A 22,819-nucleotide genomic window follows, 5' to 3' on the forward strand; every position below is an offset into this window, starting at 1 on the left:
ATCTACCCAAAATAATAAATGATAACTGATAGAAGCCAGCATACCTGCAGCAGCACTGCCCACACCCCAGCCCAGGTTAATGGCCAGGTGCACCAGCGAAAAAGATTGCGTACGGTTTTGAGGTGTGCTGTAATGCGCCACCGCACTGGAGTTGGCAGGACGGAACGCTTCGTTGATAAGGCTTGCAAAAAATATGCAGATGCAAATGGTAACATAAGAATCCATTTGCCCGATAATGATGAACATGATACCACCACCAAATAATGCCACAAACTGCATGGTATAAAAACCGATTTGATCACTCAGCCTGCCACCCATAAAAGCGCCAAATAAAGAACCGATACCATAAATAGCCACTGCAAGCCCACCTTGTGTTTCCGTATAACCGCGATGGTTACAGTACAGGGTCATAAAGGGCAGCACCATCGTACCGCTGCGGTTGATCAGCATCACTATTGCCAATAACCACATGCGGCGGGTAAGCCCGCTGTAAGCATTTTTATAAAGATTAAGGGTGGTCGTTATCATAACAGCGCTGCAAAGATAATTTTATTACCCACTTACCGCCGGTTAAATTATTGTACGGTAATTGTTATTTATTTTTTTGTAACAACATATTGTTAACACAGCAACTGTTATAAAATTTTAAACTTAGTATTCTCTTTAAACTGCCATTACCAAAGCTGTTGAAACAATGCTGTTCCATATTGCTGTTATCATTATTAACCTGGTTACAGTTTAGTAAGCAGCTCACTTATTTCCATTGCAGGATAAGCAATACTTTCTCTGCAGCACATTGCAATTGCGAAGACGTGCTTGCATCCGGTGATGAGCACAGCAATGATGATATACCATTGCAAAAAAACAATCCACTTACTGCACCGGATGAATTCTATTACATATCAGTCAGCTCTGCAACAAACGATGCTGCAATAAAACATATCATTGAGCACAGCTCATTCATACCGGTATTGTATACTTTCTGCTATTGCCATAGTTTATGGCGCCCACCCTGTTGTTGATATTTCTTCCATTTTAATTATTGGCACTATCCCGCAAAGGCGGGACAGGCATTCTATTACTATTAAAAAAACAATCACAACATGAAATATTTATTCGCTGTAATAGCAGCATTTATTTGTATTACCACAAACGCACAACAAAATACCCCCGACAGGATATTATACGGCAGCATTACAAAAGACAGCCTGCAGCAGGCGCCCTATAACAAATGGTTCAGCAAAGGATTTGATGAATACCATATCAATCCCGGAACAAAAGAAAAGCTACTGGCACAATCCACCAAAGGCATCAGCATCGAAATATTCTTTGGCAGCTGGTGTGGCGACAGCAGAAGAGAAGTACCGCGGTTTTTAAAATTGCTGGACGAAATAAAATTCAACAGGGCCAACACAAAATTAATAAGCGTGGGCGGCAGCGATTCGCTGTATAAGCAATCACCGCAGGGAGAAGAAAAAGGCAAAGGCATTTTTCGGGTACCGGTTTTTATTGTATACAAGAATGGTGTGGAGATCAACCGCATCAACGAATATCCCTCGCTGTCGTTGGAGAAAGACCTGTTAGCTATTTTAAATAACGAAACTTACACGCCGAATTATAAAAGTTTTAGTACGATAAACAAATGGCTGAACGAAGGCAACTTATCCGACAGCAATATCACTGCCAGGAGCCTTGCACAGCAAATACGACCCTTGGTAAGCAATGAATACGAATTGAACAGCCTGGGTTACCTGCTGCTGCAGCACAACCTGAAGGCAGAAGCGGTGACCATATTCAGGATCAATGCAAATCTTTATCCTGAATCAGGTAACGTATTATCCAGCCTGGGAGAAGGTTATTTAAAAACAGGCAATACAGAAAAAGCTATTGCAACACTTGAAAACAGTTTGCTGTTTACAAAAGACGCCACAGCAATGAAAGAAATTTTACAATTGCTGTACCAGGCAAAGGGAGTAAAATAATTCAAAACTAAAAATGGCTCATAAATTTTATGAGCCATTTTTTTATGAAGAAAAGTTATCTGCTTTGGGCATTGCAGCAAATGCCTGTTGAAATTTTTCAGGAGGAATGGCCAGTTTTCTTTTTACTGTATCCAGCCAGGCACCATCTACAGTAACCACTGCAGCCAGTGTGTCACCGTTCTTCCATATCTCGTTCAAAAAACTCCAGCGGCTGAAATCCTCATTCGATTTCAATAATTTTATCCTGATCTCGATCTCGTCACCAAATTTCAGTTCTCTTTTGAACACCGCTTCTTCGCGGAATAAAATGGGGCCGATATGTTCATCCTGTATCACCTGCATGGTAATACCATACTGCGCCAGTATCAGCAAACGTGCATTGGCACAATAATCATAATACTTGCTGTGCAGCACATGAAAATTAGGATCGATATCAGACCAGCGTATCTCAGCCTTCACTGTAAATGTCGACATATATTAGTTCGTTTTATTTATCAAGGTATTGCATAATGCTCACACCGATCTCATCATTGCTCACAGCTGTATTTGCCAGTATCACCAGTGCATTCTTTGTTCTTTCATTGATCACAAAAAAACTTTTATATCCGCCTGTCTGCCCGCCATGAAAGAACACAGTGCCCGATCCCCAGTTTTGTAAGAACCAGTTTAAACCGATCTGCTGCTGCCCCGCAACAAAGGTAGACTCATGCGTTAATGCCACCGCCTTTTTCAAATAATCATTTCTTGTGTCAGCGCTTAACAGCATCGTCGCGTACTTCATCATATCTGCCGCACTGCTCCTGATACAACCTGCGGCAGCCAGCGCTTTAAAATCCCATTGCCCCTGTTCTGCCAGTTCTGTATCATATCCCTGTACAAACAAAGCGCTGTCATTTTTCAGTAAGAATTGTTTGGTATCCATCATACCAGCCTTGGCGCAAACAAATTCCTTTACCATCTTTTCGTAAGGCATTTTATTTACGTGCTCCAGTATATTACCGAGCAAACCCACGGCTAAATTGGAGTACTCAAAACGCTCCCCTGGTTTACGTTGCAGCTTTGCATTTTTTAAATACGCATACAGCAATGTTTCATCATAATCTTTATAAGGATTGATGAGATCAGTCGCCCCAAAATTATCTGGCAATGATGGCAACGCAGAAGTATGGTTGGAAAGATGAACGATCTTTAAAGTATCGTCACCAAATTTAAGTGTGGGTATATCTTTGGGAAGATATTTATTAACAGGATCATTTAATTTCATTTTATTTTCCCCTACTGCCTTGGCCAGTAGCAGAGCCGTAAAGGTTTTGGTGATAGAACCGATCTCGTACAGGTTTTTGGAAGAAGGCAAGAGCGTATTGCCCTTCCTGGTTTCACCATAATTATAAAAAGATATTTTACCCCCTTTTAAAACACCCATACTCAGCCCCCTGGTCTTGCTTTCAAACATGAATTGCTGCACAATATCATCTATCTTTTTATCCATTTCGGATACAAGCTTGTTATCAGTCACCGTTCGGGTAAACGTTCCTGTTACTTCTTTTTTATACGGCTGAAAAAGGAATGTTTCCAGCTTACCTTCCGCATCAACGCTGATATACATGGATAATATCACTTTGGTAAGAGTGGCTTTGTATTTGCCCAGGCTATTTTCGTACTTTTCCAGTTCTACTGCTTTTATTTCTCCCAACGGGAATAAATTATTTTCACAGATCGTTTTGAATTTATCAGCAGTCAGTTGCTTTTTAAAAGCTTCGCCTGCAAGGCCATATAAGCTGTCGATCTGCTTTGCATTGAAGAACTGCACCACTTTCTGCTGCATGGCTTCGTTTGCTTCGCGGCCATCCTGCGCCAGCAGTAGCATCGTGTTCATACTGAATATTACCGTAATGATTATTTTTTGTATCATATTCCTTTACTGTTGCACCGGTTTTAAAAAGTTGCCGGTAATTATTAAAATGTACCGGCAACTGTTATCATAAATACGCTATAAAATTACCACTTTATGCTTCATCATTCTTTTTTTCATTCTTCTTCGCAATCTCCTCCAGAAGTTTTAAACCCAGTAAACCGCTGATACCGCCATTGGCCGTATCACCCCCACCATTGATCAGTATATCCGGCATGATCTTTACATTTTGTGCACCGATGGATTCCATCACCTTTAATTGTGTAAAGTTATTGCCACCCATCGCTTCTACAGAAAGTTTATACGCTTCCGCATTGGATTTACCGATCGCCAGAATCTTTTCCGCTTCTGCATTACCGGTGAGTGATATTCTTTCTGCATCCGCTTTTGCCAACAACTCTATCTGTTCTGCATTTGCTTTTGCCAGTACACGTATCCTTTCCGCATCACCATTCGCTAATAATTTCAAACGGTCTGCTTCTGCAGTAGATTGTAAACGTACACTGTTCGCTTCACCCGTTGCTTTTTTCACCGAAGCATCCGCCACTCTTTCCGCGATCACAACACCCTGGTCGGCTTTTACAATTTCTTTCTGCATATCAGCGATCGCAGTTTCTTTTTCCAAACTCTGCCTGGTTTCCTGCGCTTTCATTTCTGTTTCGTAAGTCACTTTCTGTTCTTCCGCGATCTTACGGTCGGTCAATGTTTTCATCAGGCTTTCAGGAGGAACGATATCACCGATCAATGTATCCACACCATACACATTATATTGATCCAGCACTTCACCAATATGTTTCTTTGCCGAGCTTTGCCTTTCTTTACGGGTGCCCAGGAATGCGATCACATCACTGTCCTGTGCACTGTTACGGAAATAGTTACCGATCGTAGGTTCCAGCACCTGGCTTACCAGGTTGTTCATATTACCAAATCGTGCGATCACTTTCGGCGCTTCCGTAGTGGGAATATGAATGATCTGCGACACGTCGAGGTTAAAAGGGAAACCGTCTTTACTACGCACCGTGATCGTTGATAAATGTTTATCCAACTGATGACTTTCACTTCTTGCATTGGCCCAGTTCAGCACCAGGTTGGTGGTAGGCACCAGTTCCACTTTCATGATGAATGGGTTGATAGGATATTTACCCGGGCCCAGTGGTTCGGCCCACACACCTTTATGCCCCTTGGCAACAATATTACCATGTTTGAATTCCACACCACTCAGATCCACACCTTCATCGCCCACATAACTGATCACCACGCCTACATGACCAATAGGGATCTCCGTCATGTTCACCATATCCACTTTTGCAAACCAGGGATTCAGGAAGTAAGTACCTGCCAGTATCACCTGCTCCTGCAAACCTTTATAACCACCGCTCTGCATAAAGATATCTGCATCCTGGAATTTATTATGCGATTCCACAATGCGGCCCGCAATCTGGCCTTCTTCCAAAGGCTTACCTTCCTGCGTGGTAACCACACCCACTGCATTATCAGGTATGCTCGTCATATCTGCCATGATCACATCAAATAAAAAAGTGTTGATACGATAACTACCGGGTGTGATCACCGCGGTTTGACGACCTTTGCGGCCACCATTTTTTAAAAATGATTCCGCATTCTGAAAGCTGTCGCATTCCACTCTTCGGCCGAGTATAGAACCGGTTTCCAGTTCGGCACCGTCTTTCGCCAGCACCAGTCCCAACTGCCCTGTTGGAATGATCGTAAAAGGTTGGAACTTGATTTCGTATTGCCATATCCATTTCCAGAAATAGATACCGGGAGGCAATGTCTGCGCCTGGAAGCCTGCTTCACCGTCGGTAGCCACAATGCGGCCTTCGGGTAATTGCTGCTTACCGATCAATACAAATTTTTTGGTCACCAGTCCGATGCGGTCTTCGGGCACTATTACAACGCCAAAGAATACACGAAGAATGAATTTGTAAAACAATAAAATAAATAAGAGGATGCCGATCGGCACACCCCATGTCATGAGTACTTGCGAGTCCATTTTTATAAGGGTTTTAGTTGATGAAAATAAGAAATGTTTTGGTTACACGGTCAGCCGTAGGCTTGGTACATGGTCAGACGTGGGCGTCAGACCATGTTGCCGTTTCACGGTCTGACGCCCTCGTCTGACCGTGTAACGGAACGTTGCAGTCTTCCTCACATGGTCTGACGCCCACGTCTGACCATGTGATTGAACGCTACCGCCTTCCGTTGATACCTGAATATAAGTCGTTTACCTGCAATTTCACTTGCAGTAAACAATTATTTAACGCATACCCAGGTAATACGTCAGATGCTATACGGTGGGGAAGTATTGAAATTGGAAAGTATAAAGGCACACAGAAAATAAGGAACAGGGGCCGTGGAATGTTTCATTGTAAATTAATTACCACACAAAGTTTACACGGTTTTTGTTCCCTTAATAATGAAATCGGGAGGAATGGCAGAGTATGTGTTAAGGCTGGTATAAAATGCAGGAACAATGGTAACCGGCAAAAAATGCCACCTTATTACAAAGAAGCCTTCATTACAGGCGCCAGTAATGCGGCCCATTGAGCGTATGCTTTGCCCGAGGGATGCAATCCATCTGCCGCCACCAGTGAAGGATCAGTGGCCGCCATCCTCGTTAAAGGAGTAATATCAATATAAGCAACATTCTTAGCCAGCGTCGCCTGCTTATTGATCACATTAAAAGAATCGATCTGCTTTGCAATAAGCGCTTTATCATAACCATAATTAGTGGCAAAAGGAGTAACACCCCAATCGGGAATGGAAAGCACAGCCACTTTTTTAGGATCATTGCCTGCCAGTTGTACCGCGGCATTCAGTAACTCATTGAATTCAGCTGTGTATTCTGCCTGGCTCCTGCCCTGGAACTGGTTATTAACGCCTATCAGCAAAGTAACAAAATCGTAGGAAGAGCGGGTGGGCGGGGTATTGATCTTTATGGCATCGAGCAGGTTTCGTGTAGTCCACCCTGTTACTGCAATATATTCAGGAGTATTTACAGCAATATTATATTGTTGCAATAGTTTTACAGCCTGTGCAGGAAAACGTTCCTGCTCTGTTACCGATTGACCGATAGTATAAGAATCACCCAATGCAAGGTAGGTTTTATAATACCCGCTTACTGGTGGATTGGAAGTAACCTCCTCATGCTTCTTTTTACAGGCCATCAGCACATAAATGCTGCAGCTGAGTATAATGATCGAACCTATACGTTTCATACTACTATAAACGTAGTTTTTTAAAGAAAGGTTCATTAAAAAAGGCTTTGTTTTACCAAAGCCTTTCAATTTTATTTGTAGAGTATCTCGTAGTATTCCTGCGCCATACGGTTACTGTCAAACTGGAACCGCACATCCCGCATACCATTCTGTATGATCTGGCGCCATACTTCCTGGTTCTCGTAATACAGTGGCAGCACCTGGTTCTCCAGTATATCGTATAGTTTGTCCAGGTCGTATTGATCCTGTTCCTGCACACTGATATTTTCGTAATCGATCGGCGGCACCACAAAACCATTATTACCGTGGTTAATGAATTCGCAGATCCATCCATCATTGGTACTGCAGTTAACCGAGCCATTCATCGCAGCCGTCATACCACTGGTACCACTCGCTTCACGGGGCACACGTGGATTGTTCAGCCAGAGATCAGAGGCCTGTTTTAATCTTTTACTCAAACCCAGTTCGTAGCCGGTGCACACAGCAACATTGTTATAACGCTTGCTCAAATGCACCAGGTTATTGAATTCGCTGATAGCCGGATAGTCCAGCGGATAAGGCTTCCCTGCCCAGATGATCTGCACAGGATATTTTTTATTGCTCAGCAAAGCTTCAAATCTTGCTGTATCTCTTGTAAGCAATTCCGCTCTTTTATAGCCCGCAAAACGACGTGCCCATACAATAGTGAACACATCTTTGTTCATCAGCTTACCGGTTTGATCGGCAACAATATCAAAAGCCCTTTTCTTTAAATATTTCTTACGGTCGTCAAATGCAGCAACATTGTTCTCATTCATAAAATGATACAATTGTTTATCTGACCAATAGAACCAGTTTTGCGCATTCGTGATCGCTTTTATTTCGCAAACACCGGGATATTTATACCACATCTTCCTGCTCACCTCACCATGCAATTGACTTACACCATTGGCAAGCCTTGCAAAGCGCAGCGCTGCCAGCGAATGATTGAACTGGTCGCCTTCCATACCGGTGAGTTTTCTTACATCATCCAGTTTAATGCCGCAGAAATAACTCATTTTTTCGCAGAGGAAAATATCATGCTTTTCATTACCGGCTTCTTCCGGTGTATGCGTGGTGAACACCATTCTCTTTTTCACTTCTTCCACACTTCCGTATTTTTTATACAGGTAAAATGCAGAGCTGATCGCATGCGCTTCATTCAAATGATACAGGTCTGGTTTAAAGTTGAGGATATCCACCAGCTTGGCACCGCCAACGCCTAACAAAATGAACTGCGCTACTTTGGTAGCCACGTTCGCATCGTATAAACGGTGGGTGATGGTTTGAGAAACATAATCGTTCTCAGCCAGGTCTGTACTTAATAAAAATAAAGGGGCGCTTTTGAATGTTTCAGGATTCAGGTACCACACTTTTACCCAAACCGGGTGTTCGTGAATATCCACCTGGAACTTAATGCCGGTATCTTCTAAAAAATTATAGATCTTTTCATTCCATTGCACCTGCAATGTCTGGTCCTGGTTACGGGCCTGGTCGTAATAGCCGTACTTCCACAATATTCCGATCCCGATCAAATTCTGTCTTAGTTCATACGCACTGCGCATGTGCGAGCCGCTTAAAAATCCTAAACCACCGCTGTAAATTTTCAAAGGTTGGTGTACAGCAAATTCCATAGAGAAGTAAGCAACCCGTTTAGCAAAACGATCGTCAATAGAATACGGGACGTTAAAATTGGTAAAACTCATTTTCTGGTTCTTTTTTGAGGGCACAATATAAAAGGAAATTTCAGTAAAAACGAGCAGTTTTAAAAATATTGTGTAAAACGTACACTTTATTTTATTGTGTTGCTGTTATTACAAGCGTTAGTTTTTCACTGCTATGTAAATGGATTAAGCAGACTTTGTTACGATTAAAAACGGGCCTATGCAGAACGCATCATACAGCAGAAAGATCAAGCAGGTAAACTGCAACTACAGGATGATATCAATTGATACACAAAAGAGTAAAAGGTAACCCTGTATAGGTGCGGAGAGATATTCACACCCGTGATGACCTTGTGAGTTAAAGAAAAAACCGCAATTCAGCTGTAGTTAAGGCGGTTAAATTTTGATAATATTCAATTTTAGGGCGCAATTTTTTCTAAAATCAAATCGCTGTAGGAAACTGCAATGTAATCTTCGTTGCTGATCCCGAAAAAATTGGCGTAAAAATCACACTGTTCTTTTAATTTTTCAATGCCGATGCTGCCATCTTTATCAATGGCTTCCACTTCTACAAAACTACCCAGGCCTTCCACCCTGTCGAAATGAAATTTTACATTATCGATAAAATATATTTTCCGTTTTTTATCCACTACTACTTTTACACCGTGCAGTTTTACCAGTATATCTTTTAAGGCTTTATCAGGACTATGCTGATACAACAATATGTCCGATTGTTTTGCACCGGCTGTATTCGTTCTTTCATAATAGATCAATGAATTTTCAATATTGCCCTCCCGCAGTTTTAACCTGCCTGTTGCAACATTAAAATAAGTATCCACCTGGTTGTCTTCGCCAATATATAAAGGTTGCTGTGTAAGCAGTTTTTGTTCCAGTTCATCCAGTGCAGTTGCAACTGCTTTGAATTCAAAATTTACGGTTGCCATTTTTAATCGTTGTTGATAATTGCTGTTACTTCAATTTCTATTAAAAGATCATCGTCTATCAGCCGGCTCACTTCCACCATGGTGGCAACGGGCTTAATGTTCTTGAAAAATTCTCCATGTGCTTTGCCTGCTTCTTCCCACTGGCTGATATCTGTTACAAACATACGGGTACGTACCACATCATTCAACGAAGCACCTGCTTCCTGCAATGCTTTTTCAATTTTTTTAAAAATGAATTGGGCCTGTTTATACATATCGCCCTTGCCTATTAAAACATCCCCATCCATGGCTGTAGTGCCCGCCACTTCTACCATATTGCCCACCCGTACGGCCCTGCTGTAGCCAACAATATCCTCCCAGGGCGAACCGGAACTGATCAGTTTTTTCATGTGCCTGCAATTAAATTTTGCAGCAAGTTACAACACCCGGCGGTAAAATGCGGGGGCAGAATTTGGCAGTTCTAAATTTTATTTTTAGATTTGTCTAAATTTATATTTTTGCAAGAATGAATTTCACCGTAAGCGAAGAGAATTATATCAAAAGCATTTACCACCTGCAGCAGGATAGTGGTATTGTGAACACCAATGCCCTGGCGGCTGAAATGCAGACCAAGGCTGCATCGGTAACCGATATGCTGAAAAAGTTATCGGCTAAAAAAATATTGCAGTACGAAAAATACAAGGGTTTTAAACTGACCGACCATGGCAGAAAAGTGGCCCTTACCGTAGTGCGCAAACACCGCCTGTGGGAATATTTTTTAGTAGAAAAACTGGGCTTTGAATGGGACAAGGTACATGACATTGCGGAAGAGCTGGAACATATCAGCAGCGTGGAATTGATCGAACGTTTACAGCAGTTCTTAGGCAATCCCTCTTTTGATCCGCATGGCGACCCGATACCGGACAGTAATGGCAAGATACCCAAACTGAATCAACAAAACCTGGCCATGCTGCCATTGAATAAAACAGCTATTGTAAGTTCCGTATCCAACCAGTCGCCGCAAATGCTGGAAATGCTGCGGCATTATTCCATCGCCATCGGCACTTCTTTAAAAGTGATGAAAAAATTTGAATTCGATGGATCATTAGAAATAAAAGTTTCCAAACAACCTGCCTGCATTATCAGCGAGCAGATAGCAAAAAATATTTTCGTGCATTATGATTAACACAGAAACCACCACCGCTTCTTTAAGTGAAGTACATGAAACGATCGATACCAAGAAGAAGATCGGCTGGAGAAAGATCTTTTCTTTCTTAGGACCTGCTTACCTGGTAAGCGTTGGCTACATGGACCCGGGCAACTGGGCCACTGATCTTGCGGGCGGTAGTAAATTCGGCTATTCACTGGTATGGGTTTTACTGATGAGTAACCTGATGGCTTTGCTGTTGCAGGGATTATCAGCAAGACTGGGCATCGTGAGAAGAAGGGACCTGGCGCAAGCTAACAGAGAAGCATACCCTAAAATGGTGAATTTTGCGTTGTGGATACTGGCAGAGATCGCCATTGCAGCCTGCGACCTTGCGGAAGTATTGGGTATGGCCATTGGTTTACAGTTACTCACCGGTCTGCCATTGATATGGGGTGTTTCGCTCACCGTACTGGATACCTTTTTATTACTGTACCTGCAAAGAATGGGCATGCGCAAAATGGAAGCGTTCATTATTACACTCGTAGCTATAGTTGCAGTTGCATTTTTAGTTGAGATCATTCTTGCCAAACCTGTGTTTATGGAAGTGGCGCATGGTTTTATCCCCACCTTCCCTAATGAAGAGGCCCTGTATATTGCCATTGGCATCATTGGCGCCACCGTAATGCCGCATAATTTATACCTGCATTCCGCATTGGTACAAACCAGAAAGATAGACCGCACTAAAGAAGGCATTAAACAGGCGTTAAAATTCAACCGCATTGATAGCACCATTGCATTGAACATTGCCTTTTTTGTGAATGCTGCAATTTTAGTTTTAGCTGCAACCGTATTTTTTAAAACAGGTAATTCCAATGTTGCCGAAATAAAAGAAGCACATCGTTTATTACCAGGCTTTTTAGGCAACACTGCTCCTATTCTTTTTGCTGTGGCATTAATTGCTGCAGGACAAAGCAGTACGGTTACGGGTACACTGGCAGGGCAGATCATCATGGAAGGTTATTTAAGTTTGCGCATTAATCCTATGCTGCGCAGGTTGATCACACGACTGCTGGCCATTGTGCCTGCACTCATCGTAATAATTGTATACGGCGAAGAAGATGTGGATTCTTTGCTGGTGTTAAGCCAGGTAATTTTAAGCCTGCAGCTGGGCTTTGCCATTATACCATTGATACATTTTGTGAGCGATAAAAAAACAATGGGCAGCTTCGCTATTAAGCCACTGGTACAGGCTTTGGCCTGGGCCATTGCATCGGTGCTTATTTACCTGAATTTAAAAATGCTGGTGAACGAAGCTTCCGGTGTATTCGAGGGCAATAATCTTTTTGCAAAGATCTGCCTGGTACTATTGGGCGCTTTCTTCCTTTGCCTGTTGCTGTACATCATCCTGCATCCATTGCTTGCCAAGAGTAAAACAAGTGTTTCTATACAGATGCACCCTGATGTGAATACGATCAAGAACCTGAGCATTCCTTCTTTCAATAAAATTGCCGTGGCGCTGGACTATAGCGTGAATGATGAAAAATTACTGGCGCATGCCATTGGACAGGGACAGGAAAAAAGCAGTTATTTATTATTGCATATTGTGGAAAGCCCCGCTGCAAAACTGTTTGGTAAGGACAGTGGTGATTTTGAAACAGAGAAAGATACCGAGCAGATGGAATTCTATGTAAATCAATTACAGGAAAGAGGTTTTGAAGTGGAAGGCAAACTCGGTTTCCGTAACAGGGTAAAAGAGATCGCAAGAATAGTAAATGAGAACGGTGCTGACATGCTCGTGATCGGTGCACACGGCCACACTGCTTTAAAAGATTTTATTTATGGTGAAACAGTGAACGCAGTAAGACATGAATTGAAGATACCAGTATTGGTAGTGAACCTGTAAAGAGATTTATAGTAAAGATAATTGCTGGTTGATCTTTTTATTCCATTCATCCTGTATATCTTTCAGCCGTCCGTTGCTGGTTTGGCCATCATAATCATTCTGCATTTTATCCAGCTCGTTGCAGCTTTCGCGATAAATCTTTTCTATCAGGTCGGAATAATTACCCGCGGTAAAAGCGGCTTTGTTAAGTTTATTGATAAAATTATTGGCCACGATATACGTTACATCAAAATGATGTTGCTCGTGATTCAATGCATAATCTGTTTCATATCCCTTGCGTACCCAGGAGCGTTCTTTGCTGAAATAGCAATATACATCTATAATGATCGTGATTCTTCCTCCACTCATTCTTACCATGGCATCATATCCAAAACCGGAAGAGGTTAGAGCGGCCGCTTCCGCAGGTTCGCCCGCTGTGCCTTTAAAATTGCGCCATATTAATTTCTTTGCAGGATCATAATAAATGGTATCGCTCTTTTCAGAAGGATGATAGGCTGACCATCTTACCGTGGCAACAGTTTGGGCAACTGCTTTTTCGCCGATGAGTAAAAGAAAAAAGAGGATGTAACGCATATTTGTAAATTAACTCATCCCCGCTGCATTTTATTACCTGCCCAGGCGATGATGCACCATATTTACAATTTCATTAACAGCGATATTTTCCATGCATTTAAAATGACCGCGGGGACATTTTTTATAACCGATCTTGCTGCAGGGCCTGCACCACAATTTATTTACCTGTACTATATCATGATGCTGTGCAGACAGTTTTCCATAATATGGATACATACCAAAGGATGGTACCGTGTTGCCCCATACAGAGATAATAGGTTTTTGCAAAGCCGCTGCAATGTGCATCAAGCCTGTATCGTGACTGATCACCAGTTTAGCGCCCCGCAAAATATCCGCTGATTCATTCAGGTTGAATTTGCCGCAGGCATTGTATATTTTAATGTCATCTGTAGCAGCAATTGCTTTACCTTCTTCAGCATCGTTCTTATCGCCCAGTAAAATAATGGGGTGCTGTATGGATGCACACAATTCTTTTAGTTTATGCAGGGGCATTTTTTTGGTGGCCAACGCCGCCCCTATCACCACGGCAATATAACCCAGCATGTGCGAGGCAGGCAGGTCCTTATTATTGATCCTGTCTTTTTCCGGGATAAAATAATCGAGCCCCAGGCCATCATCCACTACGCCCAGAGATGCCACAGTTTCCAGGTTACGGTCTACAATATGTTTTTTAGGAAGGGTGTTTATTTTAAGATTGGTGTAAATGAATTTCTCAACATTCAGTTTATCAAAGGAGAATGCTTTTACTTTTTTCAGAAATCGCTTGATACGCAGCGTACGCAGGTTGTGGTGCAGGTCGATGATATAATCGTATTCTTCCCTTGCCAGTTCGTGCAGCATCAGGTCGAAACTGTCACCCAGTGTATGTATCTTATTGATATAAGGATTATGCTCTGCAATACTTTTATAAGACTGCTTCGTCAAAAAATGAATTTCGGCATCGGGGTATTGTTTGCGTAAACAGCGTATAACCGGTGTAGTTAGCACTATATCGCCGATAGAGGAAAAACGTATGATGAGGAATTTAGCCAAGATTGCACAAATTTACACGAATGGAAATTTACTCTTCCACAAATTCAAGGTCCTGCTGAAAAGTTTCTTTTATCATTATTACAGCCACGGTACCGATCGCCATTATGATGATACCTGTTATCCAGCCGCCGGTAACATAATCTGTAAGGCTGCGCATCCATTTAAATAAAGGCAGGATAAAAATAGCCAGCGTTCCCCTTACCATATTGGGGATGGTGGTAGCGGCAGTAGCCCTTAGGTTGGTACCGAACTGCTCTGCACCAATGGTAACAAATATGGCCCAGAAGCCGGTACCAAAGCCCATTCCGGCACATATAATATACATAGCAGTGGCCGAGCCGTTGTGCAAAGTGGTAAAGAACAGGATGATAAAAATGGCGGTGATGGCGTAAAAAATATACAATGCTTTTTTACGGCTTTTCAACCACTGGCTTACAAAACCCACCAGCACATCTCCTACAGAAATTGCTGCATAGGCATACATGATCGCTTTACCGGGATCAATGTCTTCTTTGATACCCATGGCTGCACCAAAATCATTTGAGAAAGTAATGAGTACACCGATCACGTACCATGTAGGCAGGCCGATCAAAATACTTTTGATATAACGTTTAAAACGATCGCCATTGCTGAAGAGCATGGTAAAATCACCTTTTTGCACGCTCATCTTCTTTACCTGGTTATACATACCTGATTCTGCCACCGATATGCGCAACAATAAAAGCAGTATACCCAAACCACCACCGATAAAATAACAGGTACGCCAGTAAAAATTATATTTCATTAAAAAGGCAAACACTGCTCCGGTCAATCCAATACCGGCTACGAGTGAAGTAGCCAACCCTCTTTTTTCTTTGGGTGTAAGTTCTGATACAAGGGTGATACCTGCGCCCAGTTCTCCTGCAAGACCAACGCCTGCTATGAACCTTACCAACGCATATTGCATTTCAGTTTGTACAAAACCATTGGCGATATTGGCAAGCGAGTATAAAATAATGGAACCAAACAATACACTTAACCTTCCTTTTTTATCTCCCATCATGCCCCATATAATGCCCCCGATCAACAGGCCGATCATTTGCCAAGTGAGAATATTTTCACCTGTAAGTTTTGCCTGGTCGGTGGTAAGGCCGAATGATTTTAAACTTGGAATGCGTATGATGCTGAACAGTAACAGATCATAGATATCTACAAAATAGCCGAGTGCGGCAACTATAACAGCAATGTTAAAAAGAGCATGTTTATTTTTTTGAAGCGTCATCGTCTGGCTTTTTCTTTTTGCCGAAAAATAATTTAATAAAGATGGGAGCAGTTGTTACCAGCACGATACCGATCACAATTACTTCCAGGTGCTTTTTAAGGTCGAAATTAAATTGTGTTTCAAATAATTTCTGCAGGTAGTGGCCCGCAAATAACATTGTGAACACCCAGGCAATACATCCAATGATATTATAGAAACCGAATTTCTTTCTTTCCATCTGCACAATACCTGCCACAATGGGTGCAAAAGTGCGGATGATGGGCAAAAATCTTGCGATGATGATCGCACCGCCGCCATGCTTTTCATAAAATTCCTGGGCTTCGTATAGGTATTTCTTTTTAAAGAGTAAACGGTCTTTCCAGTTGAACATGGCAGGTCCTATCTTGCGGCCAAACCAATAGCCAACCGTATTACCGATTATACCTGCAACCGCTATCAATATGCCTAATAAGGCTAAGTTGATAAAGGAACTACCTGTATCAACACCAACACCGCTTTTCAATAATTCGTTACTGAAGATACCTGTTACAAAAAGTAAAGAATCGCCGGGAAGAAAAAAGCCTGCAAATAATCCTGTTTCTGCAAATACCACGAATAGTACAAACCACAGTCCGCCATTTTCTATATACCATTGCGGCTGCAACAACTGTGTCCAGTGAAAATCCAAAAAGATAAAGTCTAACATCTATAATTTTTTAAAAATGATCGGTTGTTAAGTATGCGCCAGCTGTCCTTCCCATTTGCTTACCGCTGCTGTAGCCAATGCGTTGCCCAGCACATTCGTCATGGTGCGGCCCATGTCGCAGAATACATCTATGGCCAGTATCAGTCCAACGCCTTCGGGCGGAATGCCAAACATGGCGCCTGTTGCCAATACCACCACCAATGATGCCCTGGGCACACCGGCAATACCTTTACTCGTGATCAAAAATACTAACAGCATGATGATCTGTTGCGTTACATCGCCGGTAATACTGGTAATATTGAATGCCTGTGCTATGAACATGCTGGCAAAGGTCATATACATCATACTGCCATCCAGGTTAAAAGAGTAACCCAGCGGCAATACAAAACTTACAATTTTATTATTACAGCCAAAGCGTTCCATTTCTTCCACCAGCTTGGGGTACACCGCTTCGCTGCTGGCTGTGCTGAATGCAATGGACATCGGCCCTGCGATCCTCTTCACCAATACCGCCAGCCTTCTTTTTAAGAACAGGTAGCCTACAAATAATAGTAAGCACCATAACACGGCAAGGCCCAGGTAAAATTCGCCGATATATTTACCAAAAGTGGCCAGTATGCCTAACCCGTTCTTTGCAATGGCTGCTGCCATAGCACCGAACACGCCCAAAGGCGCCACGTACATTACGTAAGAAACCATTTTCAACACTACATGCGATAAGGCGTCCAGCGAATTTACAATGGCCTCTCCTTTTTTGCCGATCGCTGCCAAAGCAATTCCGAAGAATACGGCGAAGATCACTATCTGCAATATTTCATTGGTAGACATGGCTTCAATGATACTACGGGGCACCACATGCTCCACAAATTTACCCAGGGAAAAGCCTTTTGATTTATCGAGCAGGTCGCTCACACCACCCATGTCGGAATGCTTGATATCGGCACCCACACCCGGTTTAAAAATATTTACCAATATCAATCCCAAGGTTAACGACACCAATGATGCTGATATGAACCAGAGCATGGCTTTTCCCCCCACCCGGCCCACGGTCTTCATATCGCCCAGTTTGGCAATACCCACCACCAGGGTGGAAAATACGATGGGCGCAATGATCATTTGTACCAGGCGCAGGAAAATGGTGGTGAGTAATTTCGACAGGTCAGATATCTCATTTAACGCAGTGATAAAGGCGTTGCCGTGAGTTGGTATCACCGTGATCTTATCGATCTTTTTACCTTCTGATAACCCGGAGGGGATATAAGATTTATCTGTATTGCCCACCACCAACCAGGTTTGTGCAGCAATACTGTCTTTTATTTTTTTATAAGCGGCACTGTCTTTTACTACAACGATCTGTTGAAAATATTTTGTACCCGAAATAGTGATCCCGATAGAATCCTTTCCGGTAAAATCCTTTGATGGCGAATAAGTTATTTTGTTGCCGGCAGCGTTTGTATTGATGTAGTAGCCCACTGCAATACCCAATATCATTGCAAGTACAATATATAAGGTAAGCCTGCTTTTTTTTGCTGGTTGCTCCGTTATCTCCATTCGGCAATAATATTTAGTGCCGCAATATAATATTAAAACCCGTTATACCCGCAAGCTTATAAAAATGTACAGCCGGTGGCGTTTTTAAGGATTATTTGCTTATTTTTCCAATTCTTTCATTAACTAAAACGAACCAACTGTATGAGTTTATTTGTAAAAAAGCCTTTAAATGTGCTGCTTGCTGAAGCATCCGAATCGGAAAAGGGACTTAAAAGAACCCTTGGTACCCGGTCTTTGATAGCATTAGGTATTGGAGCTATTATCGGTGCAGGTCTATTTTCAATTACCGGCGGGGCTGCTGCCACAAATGCTGGCCCTGCAATCACTATTTCGTTTATAGTAGCGGCTTTAGGTTGTGCATTTGCGGGTTTATGCTATGCGGAATTTGCTTCAATGATCCCCGTGGCAGGTAGTGCTTACACTTATTCTTATGCTACGATGGGTGAGTTTATTGCCTGGATAATTGGTTGGGACCTTGTGCTGGAATATGCTGTGGGAGCTGCAACGGTTAGTATCAGCTGGAGCAGGTATTTTGTAAAATTCCTGGAAGGTTTTGATATACATTTAAGTGCATCATGGACCGCTGGTCCTTGGGATGGCGGCATCATCAACCTGCCGGCCGTTTTTATTGTGATTCTGGCCAGCCTGCTTTTAATTAAGGGTACTAAAGAAAGCGCTACAGTAAACGCCGTAATTGTAGGTTTAAAGGTGGCAGTTGTTATCATTTTTATTATACTGGGTTGGAAATATATACATTCAGAAAACTACACTCCTTACATTCCTGATAATACTGGAGAATTCGGAAGTTTTGGTTTTAGCGGAATAATAAGGGCGGCAGCAATTGTGTTCTTCGCATACATTGGTTTTGATGCAGTAAGTACAGCAGCCCAGGAAACAAAAAATCCTAAAAAATCAATGCCATGGGGCATTTTAGGTTCGTTGGCAATCTGTACAGTATTATACATCCTGTTTGCACATGTAATGACAGGTGTTACCAGTTACAAATCTTTTGCAGGTAAAGACGGTATTGCACCGGTTGCAGTAGCAATCGATCATATGGGTACAACAGATGCCGCAGGAGTATTGCATCCTGACTATCCCTGGTTAAACAGGGCTATCATTATTGCCATATTAGGTGGTTATGCTTCGGTAATATTAGTAATGCTGATGGGTCAGTCAAGGGTATTCTTTTCAATGAGTAAAGATGGTTTGATCCCTAAGGTATTTTCAGAAGTTCATCCTAAATTCAGAACGCCAGCAAAATCAAACCTGATCTTCATGCTGTTTGTGAGTCTTTTTGCAGCTTTCGTTCCTTCACGAGTTGTGGGAGAAATGACCAGCATCGGTACTTTACTGGCTTTTATCCTGGTTTGTATCGGTGTTATGGTTATGAGAAAAACTATGCCGGATGCTCCAAGGGCTTTCAGAACACCATTAGTTCCATTGGTGCCTATTTTAGGAATTGCAACCTGTCTTTTCATGATGGTTTTTCTGCCTGGCGATACCTGGTTAAGGTTAATTATCTGGCTGATCATTGGTTTCGTGATTTACTTTGGCTACAGTGCTAAAAAAAGTAAATTAAGAAACCCAGGTTTGGCAAATGAAGAAAGCGACATAGATGTTATTGGAAAAAATTAAAGTAATATCATACGATCAAATTATAAAGGCCCGGTAAAATTTACCGGGCCTTTAATTTAAAAGAAAGCTATCAACAAAAAACGGCGCAATACACAATTGCGCCGTCCTTAAATCTATCTTTAAAATTAAAATGGAAGATCGTCATCTGCAGCTGCAGTAACCACCGGCGCTGTTCTTACAACCGGTTGTACGGTATTGTTGGTATGGCTTACATTACCGGCATTTGCACCAGGCTGGCCTTCGCCACCACCTAACAATTGTATGCTCAGCACCCGCATACGCAATGTTGCCGCTGCCTGCCCGTCTTTATTCATGTAGGCATCTGCTTCCGGTACACCTTCAGCATATACTGTTTTGCCTCTTGTAAGGTATTGTCCTATTCCTGTTCTGTCGGTCCAGTAAGCACATTCCACCCACGTGGTCCTTTCTTTTAGATTACCCTGTGCATCTTTAAAACGTTCCGTATTGGCCACACTGAAATTAATAACGTTCTTTCCATTGACTTCCTTAACGACACAATCTCTACCAAGATTGCCGATAACCTGTAATTTGATCATAATTGAGTTTTTTAAATGTTAATCGATGTATCTACGTGTTATAAAATTATGAATTAGTTCAGGATATGCCGGCCCTCACTTGCCCACATTTCGCATGCAGCAATGTTGATAGTTTTTTAAACTCTGAGTAATGCGCTCTTTTTCAATCCCATATTTTGGGTCTTATCGTTTTCACCGTACGTAAATAATCCAGTAGCTGACCGGTATGCACCGCTTCATGATAGGCAATGCGCAAAAGATAGTCTCCAAGGGTACGGCGTTGTCCTAAATTCTTACGGACTATATAAATTTCTTCCAGTTCTTTTGCAGTAAAGCCATTGATCATTTTTAAAAAACGTTCCCGGTAAGGCTGGGCATTCTTCAACTCATCTTCGATGGAAAAATAAGGGTTGCTTTTTAAAGGGCTTTCAAAATTGCCCAGTTCGCCACCATGCAAAATAATATGATGATATATATTTTCTCCTTCCAGCACATGCCGCACCATTTCTATACAGTTCATGGCATCTCCATCCGGCCTCCAGAATAAATAATCATCCGCAATACTTTTCCATACTTTTATACTCCTCCTTCTTACTTCCTCAAAGTTTAATATCAACAGGTCCTTGGCATTCATGTTATTTCATTGGTTCAGTTAAGGATAAAATCTTTATGCAGCATTCGTTGTTTTACTTCTTTAAAAAAAGAACTGCTCCAGTACGATCTTGCCATCTTTTACTTCGTACACGGCTACTTCATCCATTTGCATTCTTGGTTGCCCTTTTATTGTTACATCCATACCCATGGTGCAGGTAAAGAAGTTACCAGCTACCTGCGGCTTATTACAATAACCACCGTGCACCTCTTCTATCATTTCACTGAATTGCTTTCCTTTTTCCCGGATTGCTTCAATACCCTCAGCGTTACTGAACATTGGGTTATCGGGTTCAATGCTCCTGGCATTGTCACTGTACAATTCTGTCTGAATATGTTCGTACCCGTTTTGTTGAGACAGTTCGTAAAACCTGTCGGCTACCTGTTGTGTTGTCATGATGTTTTTATTTTTAGTTTTGATTAAAATACCTGGTCCAAAAAGACAATAGCTTTCTTTAGCAATGTTACCATTGCCGGCTCACTTGCAATAATGATAAGATTTACAATTTTAGTATAATGGCATAGCTGCACAGGCATGTTTTTAAACCATGCTGCCATTAACCGGTCCGGAGTTTACAATAAGAAAAGGCCTTAGTTCATTTTTTTCTTCAGGGTACTCACCTGGTCCTGCAGGTTATTTACCAGGCTGGCCAAAGAGTTTACATCCCACCGCTGCTGTACACTTACTTTACTTATAACAGATTGGGCCATCCATAATTCCACCACATCATCTGCATTTACCTGGTAAGGTTGGTATTGGGGGTTATCACTCACCAGCGTGAGTTTATTTTTTGTTTTATTGTTTTTAACCACTCTTTTATATACAATACCTTCATTGCGGCTTACAACTATATAGGCCATATTATTTTTTATATCTTCCAGCGAATCTACTTTTTCGCCTACAATGATACTGCCGCTGGGCGTGGGCAGCATACTATCGCCGATGATCTCAAATGCACGGTAATTGCCACCGCTGAGCATGGGTAATGTAAAAGTATTCAGCTCATCAATGAATTCTGTATCTGCATAACCGGCCAGGTAGCCGGCCGCTGCTTTTACCGGTACAAAGTGGATCAGGTTTCTTTCGGCACTCATCATTTTCTGCTGCCTGCGTTTGGCCAGGTAACTGCCCCCGGTATTGCTCAGATCTTTCAACAGCAATTCATCCAGGGTAAGTTTAAATATATCACTTACTATTTCCAGGATATCGATCCTGGGGTCAGCACGTTCTTCCTCATAGGCCCCGATCAAAGAACGTTTGATACCGAGCTTATTGGCAAATTCTTCCTGTGTCCATCCGCGTAGTTTGCGGAGATATTTAAGATTCTGTCCGGCTTGTGACATAGTACAACTAATTTGATTAGCACAAATATACTAATATTTTTAGTTTCTCCAAATTTATTTTTAAATACAGGGTTGCGGGTTTAAAAGTTACGGGTTACGGGTTATTTTATTGTTTGTTCTGTTAATTATGTCAAGACGATAAAATAACCCGTAACCCATAACCCGCAACTTCCTCACATTGACTAAAAGATACTTATTTTTGCGGCAAATCTTTTTATGAGTTACTTTTTACCTATCCATAATATACTGCGCTGGGCGGTACTGCTTTTTGGTTTACTTACAGTTTTGAAAGCGCTCACCGGCGTTTTAGGCAAAAGAAATTATACAGCGGGAGATAATAAGGCCAATCTTTTTTTTATGATCAGCTGCGATATCCAGTTACTGATCGGGCTGATATTGTACTTTAATAACTCGTGGTTTGACAACCTGAAGAACAATACCAGCGTGGTAATGAAGACCGGTATGCTGCGTTTTTTTGCAATGGAGCATTCACTGATGATGATCATTGCATGGCTGCTGGTGCATGTAGGCCGCAGCATGGTGAAAAGAACAGACATTGATGCCAAAAAACACCAGCGCAGCCTGATCTATTTTGGTATTGCTTTGCTCATCATCCTTGCTATGATTCCCTGGCCATTCAGGCAGGAAGTTGCAAGGCCATGGTTCAGGGGGTTTTAATTTTTTAATGGCGAATATTTTTATATGGTCATATTCTTCCGCAATATGAAGCATTTAAAAACTCAACATTCGATATTCACAC

General features: G+C 42.0%; 23 protein-coding genes. 6 read left to right on the plus strand and 17 right to left on the minus strand.

Going from position 1 to position 22,819, the window contains the following annotated elements:
- The coding region (locus QM738_RS14985; RefSeq protein WP_462277540.1) for an MFS transporter at positions 1-528 on the minus strand (528 nt) is incomplete at its 3' end.
- Between the two features lie 158 nt (positions 529-686).
- Between QM738_RS14985 and QM738_RS14990 the strand changes: the two genes are divergently transcribed.
- Positions 687-1,022: a hypothetical protein gene (locus QM738_RS14990; protein WP_462277541.1), complete on the plus strand. Its 336-nt coding sequence runs from the start codon at positions 687-689 to the stop codon at positions 1,020-1,022.
- 81 nt (positions 1,023-1,103) lie between these two features.
- Positions 1,104-1,982: a hypothetical protein gene (locus QM738_RS14995; protein ID WP_462277542.1), complete on the plus strand. Its 879-nt coding sequence runs from the start codon at positions 1,104-1,106 to the stop codon at positions 1,980-1,982.
- A gap of 42 nt (positions 1,983-2,024) precedes the next feature.
- Here QM738_RS14995 and QM738_RS15000 read toward each other — a convergent pair whose 3' ends face one another.
- The 7 genes from QM738_RS15000 to QM738_RS15030 all read right to left on the minus strand — a co-directional run bounded on the left by QM738_RS15000 (position 2,025) and on the right by QM738_RS15030 (position 10,145).
- Entirely contained in the window at positions 2,025-2,456 is a 432-nt protein-coding gene (locus QM738_RS15000) for an acyl-CoA thioesterase (protein ID WP_462277543.1), read from the minus strand.
- A 13-nt stretch (positions 2,457-2,469) separates the two neighbouring features.
- Entirely contained in the window at positions 2,470-3,858 is a 1,389-nt protein-coding gene (locus QM738_RS15005) for a serine hydrolase (RefSeq protein WP_462277544.1), read from the minus strand.
- Positions 3,859-3,988: 130 nt separating this feature from the next.
- A complete protein-coding gene (locus QM738_RS15010; protein WP_462277545.1) occupies positions 3,989-5,905 on the minus strand; it encodes an SPFH domain-containing protein in 1,917 nt (638 codons plus the stop codon).
- A gap of 508 nt (positions 5,906-6,413) precedes the next feature.
- Entirely contained in the window at positions 6,414-7,130 is a 717-nt protein-coding gene (locus QM738_RS15015) for an SGNH/GDSL hydrolase family protein (RefSeq protein ID WP_462277546.1), read from the minus strand.
- Between the two features lie 71 nt (positions 7,131-7,201).
- On the minus strand, positions 7,202-8,854 hold the full coding sequence (glgP, locus tag QM738_RS15020; RefSeq protein ID WP_462277547.1) for an alpha-glucan family phosphorylase: 1,653 nt from the start codon (positions 8,852-8,854) through the stop codon (positions 7,202-7,204).
- Positions 8,855-9,231: 377 nt separating this feature from the next.
- Positions 9,232-9,756, minus strand: coding sequence for a class IV adenylate cyclase (locus tag QM738_RS15025; RefSeq protein WP_462277548.1), 525 nt, complete (start codon positions 9,754-9,756; stop codon positions 9,232-9,234).
- 2 nt (positions 9,757-9,758) lie between these two features.
- Positions 9,759-10,145, minus strand: coding sequence for a RidA family protein (locus QM738_RS15030; RefSeq protein ID WP_462277549.1), 387 nt, complete (start codon positions 10,143-10,145; stop codon positions 9,759-9,761).
- Between the two features lie 116 nt (positions 10,146-10,261).
- Here QM738_RS15030 and QM738_RS15035 point away from each other — a divergent pair, with 116 nt between their 5' ends.
- Positions 10,262-10,921, plus strand: a complete 660-nt coding sequence (locus QM738_RS15035; protein ID WP_462277550.1) for a metal-dependent transcriptional regulator — start codon at positions 10,262-10,264, stop codon at positions 10,919-10,921.
- Entirely contained in the window at positions 10,914-12,788 is a 1,875-nt protein-coding gene (locus QM738_RS15040) for an Nramp family divalent metal transporter (protein WP_462277551.1), read from the plus strand. Before QM738_RS15035 ends, QM738_RS15040 begins: the two co-directional genes overlap by 8 nt.
- 6 nt (positions 12,789-12,794) lie before the next feature.
- Here QM738_RS15040 and QM738_RS15045 read toward each other — a convergent pair whose 3' ends face one another.
- Genes QM738_RS15045 through QM738_RS15065 form a run of 5 tightly spaced genes read right to left on the minus strand, consistent with a single transcriptional unit; the run spans position 12,795 to position 17,890 of the window.
- Positions 12,795-13,361 carry a hypothetical protein gene (locus tag QM738_RS15045; protein WP_462277552.1) on the minus strand — a complete coding sequence of 189 codons (567 nt, stop codon included), beginning with the start codon at positions 13,359-13,361 and terminating at the stop codon, positions 12,795-12,797.
- Between the two features lie 33 nt (positions 13,362-13,394).
- A complete protein-coding gene (locus QM738_RS15050; protein ID WP_462277553.1) occupies positions 13,395-14,393 on the minus strand; it encodes a glycosyltransferase family 9 protein in 999 nt (332 codons plus the stop codon).
- Between the two features lie 28 nt (positions 14,394-14,421).
- Positions 14,422-15,654: an MFS transporter gene (locus QM738_RS15055; RefSeq protein WP_462277554.1), complete on the minus strand. Its 1,233-nt coding sequence runs from the start codon at positions 15,652-15,654 to the stop codon at positions 14,422-14,424.
- Entirely contained in the window at positions 15,635-16,339 is a 705-nt protein-coding gene (locus QM738_RS15060; RefSeq protein WP_462277555.1) for a DedA family protein, read from the minus strand. The genes QM738_RS15055 and QM738_RS15060 overlap by 20 nt, the downstream gene beginning before the upstream one ends.
- Positions 16,340-16,366: 27 nt before the next feature.
- Positions 16,367-17,890 (minus strand): dicarboxylate/amino acid:cation symporter, encoded by a 1,524-nt coding sequence (locus QM738_RS15065; RefSeq protein WP_462277556.1) that lies wholly within the window; start codon positions 17,888-17,890, stop codon positions 16,367-16,369.
- Between the two features lie 141 nt (positions 17,891-18,031).
- On the opposite strand from QM738_RS15065, the gene QM738_RS15070 reads away from it, so the two are divergent.
- Positions 18,032-19,528 carry an amino acid permease gene (locus tag QM738_RS15070; protein ID WP_462277557.1) on the plus strand — a complete coding sequence of 499 codons (1,497 nt, stop codon included), beginning with the start codon at positions 18,032-18,034 and terminating at the stop codon, positions 19,526-19,528.
- Between the two features lie 125 nt (positions 19,529-19,653).
- On the opposite strand, the gene QM738_RS15075 is transcribed toward QM738_RS15070, so the two are convergent.
- The 4 genes from QM738_RS15075 to QM738_RS15090 form a co-directional block, all read right to left on the minus strand.
- A complete protein-coding gene (locus QM738_RS15075; protein ID WP_462277558.1) occupies positions 19,654-20,085 on the minus strand; it encodes a single-stranded DNA-binding protein in 432 nt (143 codons plus the stop codon).
- A gap of 142 nt (positions 20,086-20,227) precedes the next feature.
- On the minus strand, positions 20,228-20,698 hold the full coding sequence (locus QM738_RS15080) for a DinB family protein (protein WP_462277559.1): 471 nt from the start codon (positions 20,696-20,698) through the stop codon (positions 20,228-20,230).
- Between the two features lie 60 nt (positions 20,699-20,758).
- The gene (locus tag QM738_RS15085; RefSeq protein WP_462277560.1) at positions 20,759-21,112 is read right to left on the minus strand and encodes a SnoaL-like domain-containing protein; all 354 of its coding nucleotides are present in this window, start codon (positions 21,110-21,112) and stop codon (positions 20,759-20,761) included.
- 194 nt (positions 21,113-21,306) lie between these two features.
- Entirely contained in the window at positions 21,307-22,059 is a 753-nt protein-coding gene (locus tag QM738_RS15090; RefSeq protein ID WP_462277561.1) for an XRE family transcriptional regulator, read from the minus strand.
- Between the two features lie 216 nt (positions 22,060-22,275).
- Between QM738_RS15090 and QM738_RS15095 the strand changes: the two genes are divergently transcribed.
- Positions 22,276-22,737 carry a hypothetical protein gene (locus tag QM738_RS15095; RefSeq protein WP_462277562.1) on the plus strand — a complete coding sequence of 154 codons (462 nt, stop codon included), beginning with the start codon at positions 22,276-22,278 and terminating at the stop codon, positions 22,735-22,737.
- The last annotated feature ends 82 nt before the right edge of the window (positions 22,738-22,819 follow it).

Source organism: Ferruginibacter sp. (assembly GCF_049840995.1).
Lineage (GTDB): Bacteria > Bacteroidota > Bacteroidia > Chitinophagales > Chitinophagaceae > Ferruginibacter.

Bases quoted from the DNA above. Each gene is read 5' to 3' on its own strand.
- QM738_RS14995 (WP_462277542.1), top strand. From the start codon at position 1,104: ATGAAATATTTATTCGCTGTAATAGCAGCATTTATTTGTATTACCACA.
- QM738_RS15000 (WP_462277543.1), bottom strand. From the start codon at position 2,456: ATGTCGACATTTACAGTGAAGGCTGAGATACGCTGGTCTGATATCGAT.
- QM738_RS15005 (WP_462277544.1), bottom strand. From the start codon at position 3,858: ATGAACACGATGCTACTGCTGGCGCAGGATGGCCGCGAAGCAAACGAA.
- QM738_RS15010 (WP_462277545.1), bottom strand. From the start codon at position 5,905: ATGGACTCGCAAGTACTCATGACATGGGGTGTGCCGATCGGCATCCTC.
- QM738_RS15015 (WP_462277546.1), bottom strand. From the start codon at position 7,130: ATGAAACGTATAGGTTCGATCATTATACTCAGCTGCAGCATTTATGTG.
- glgP (WP_462277547.1), bottom strand. From the start codon at position 8,854: ATGAGTTTTACCAATTTTAACGTCCCGTATTCTATTGACGATCGTTTT.
- QM738_RS15025 (WP_462277548.1), bottom strand. From the start codon at position 9,756: ATGGCAACCGTAAATTTTGAATTCAAAGCAGTTGCAACTGCACTGGAT.
- QM738_RS15030 (WP_462277549.1), bottom strand. From the start codon at position 10,145: ATGAAAAAACTGATCAGTTCCGGTTCGCCCTGGGAGGATATTGTTGGC.
- QM738_RS15035 (WP_462277550.1), top strand. From the start codon at position 10,262: ATGAATTTCACCGTAAGCGAAGAGAATTATATCAAAAGCATTTACCAC.
- QM738_RS15040 (WP_462277551.1), top strand. From the start codon at position 10,914: ATGATTAACACAGAAACCACCACCGCTTCTTTAAGTGAAGTACATGAA.
- QM738_RS15045 (WP_462277552.1), bottom strand. From the start codon at position 13,361: ATGCGTTACATCCTCTTTTTTCTTTTACTCATCGGCGAAAAAGCAGTT.
- QM738_RS15055 (WP_462277554.1), bottom strand. From the start codon at position 15,654: ATGACGCTTCAAAAAAATAAACATGCTCTTTTTAACATTGCTGTTATA.
- QM738_RS15060 (WP_462277555.1), bottom strand. From the start codon at position 16,339: ATGTTAGACTTTATCTTTTTGGATTTTCACTGGACACAGTTGTTGCAG.
- QM738_RS15065 (WP_462277556.1), bottom strand. From the start codon at position 17,890: ATGGAGATAACGGAGCAACCAGCAAAAAAAAGCAGGCTTACCTTATAT.
- QM738_RS15070 (WP_462277557.1), top strand. From the start codon at position 18,032: ATGAGTTTATTTGTAAAAAAGCCTTTAAATGTGCTGCTTGCTGAAGCA.
- QM738_RS15075 (WP_462277558.1), bottom strand. From the start codon at position 20,085: ATGATCAAATTACAGGTTATCGGCAATCTTGGTAGAGATTGTGTCGTT.
- QM738_RS15080 (WP_462277559.1), bottom strand. From the start codon at position 20,698: ATGAATGCCAAGGACCTGTTGATATTAAACTTTGAGGAAGTAAGAAGG.
- QM738_RS15085 (WP_462277560.1), bottom strand. From the start codon at position 21,112: ATGACAACACAACAGGTAGCCGACAGGTTTTACGAACTGTCTCAACAA.
- QM738_RS15090 (WP_462277561.1), bottom strand. From the start codon at position 22,059: ATGTCACAAGCCGGACAGAATCTTAAATATCTCCGCAAACTACGCGGA.
- QM738_RS15095 (WP_462277562.1), top strand. From the start codon at position 22,276: ATGAGTTACTTTTTACCTATCCATAATATACTGCGCTGGGCGGTACTG.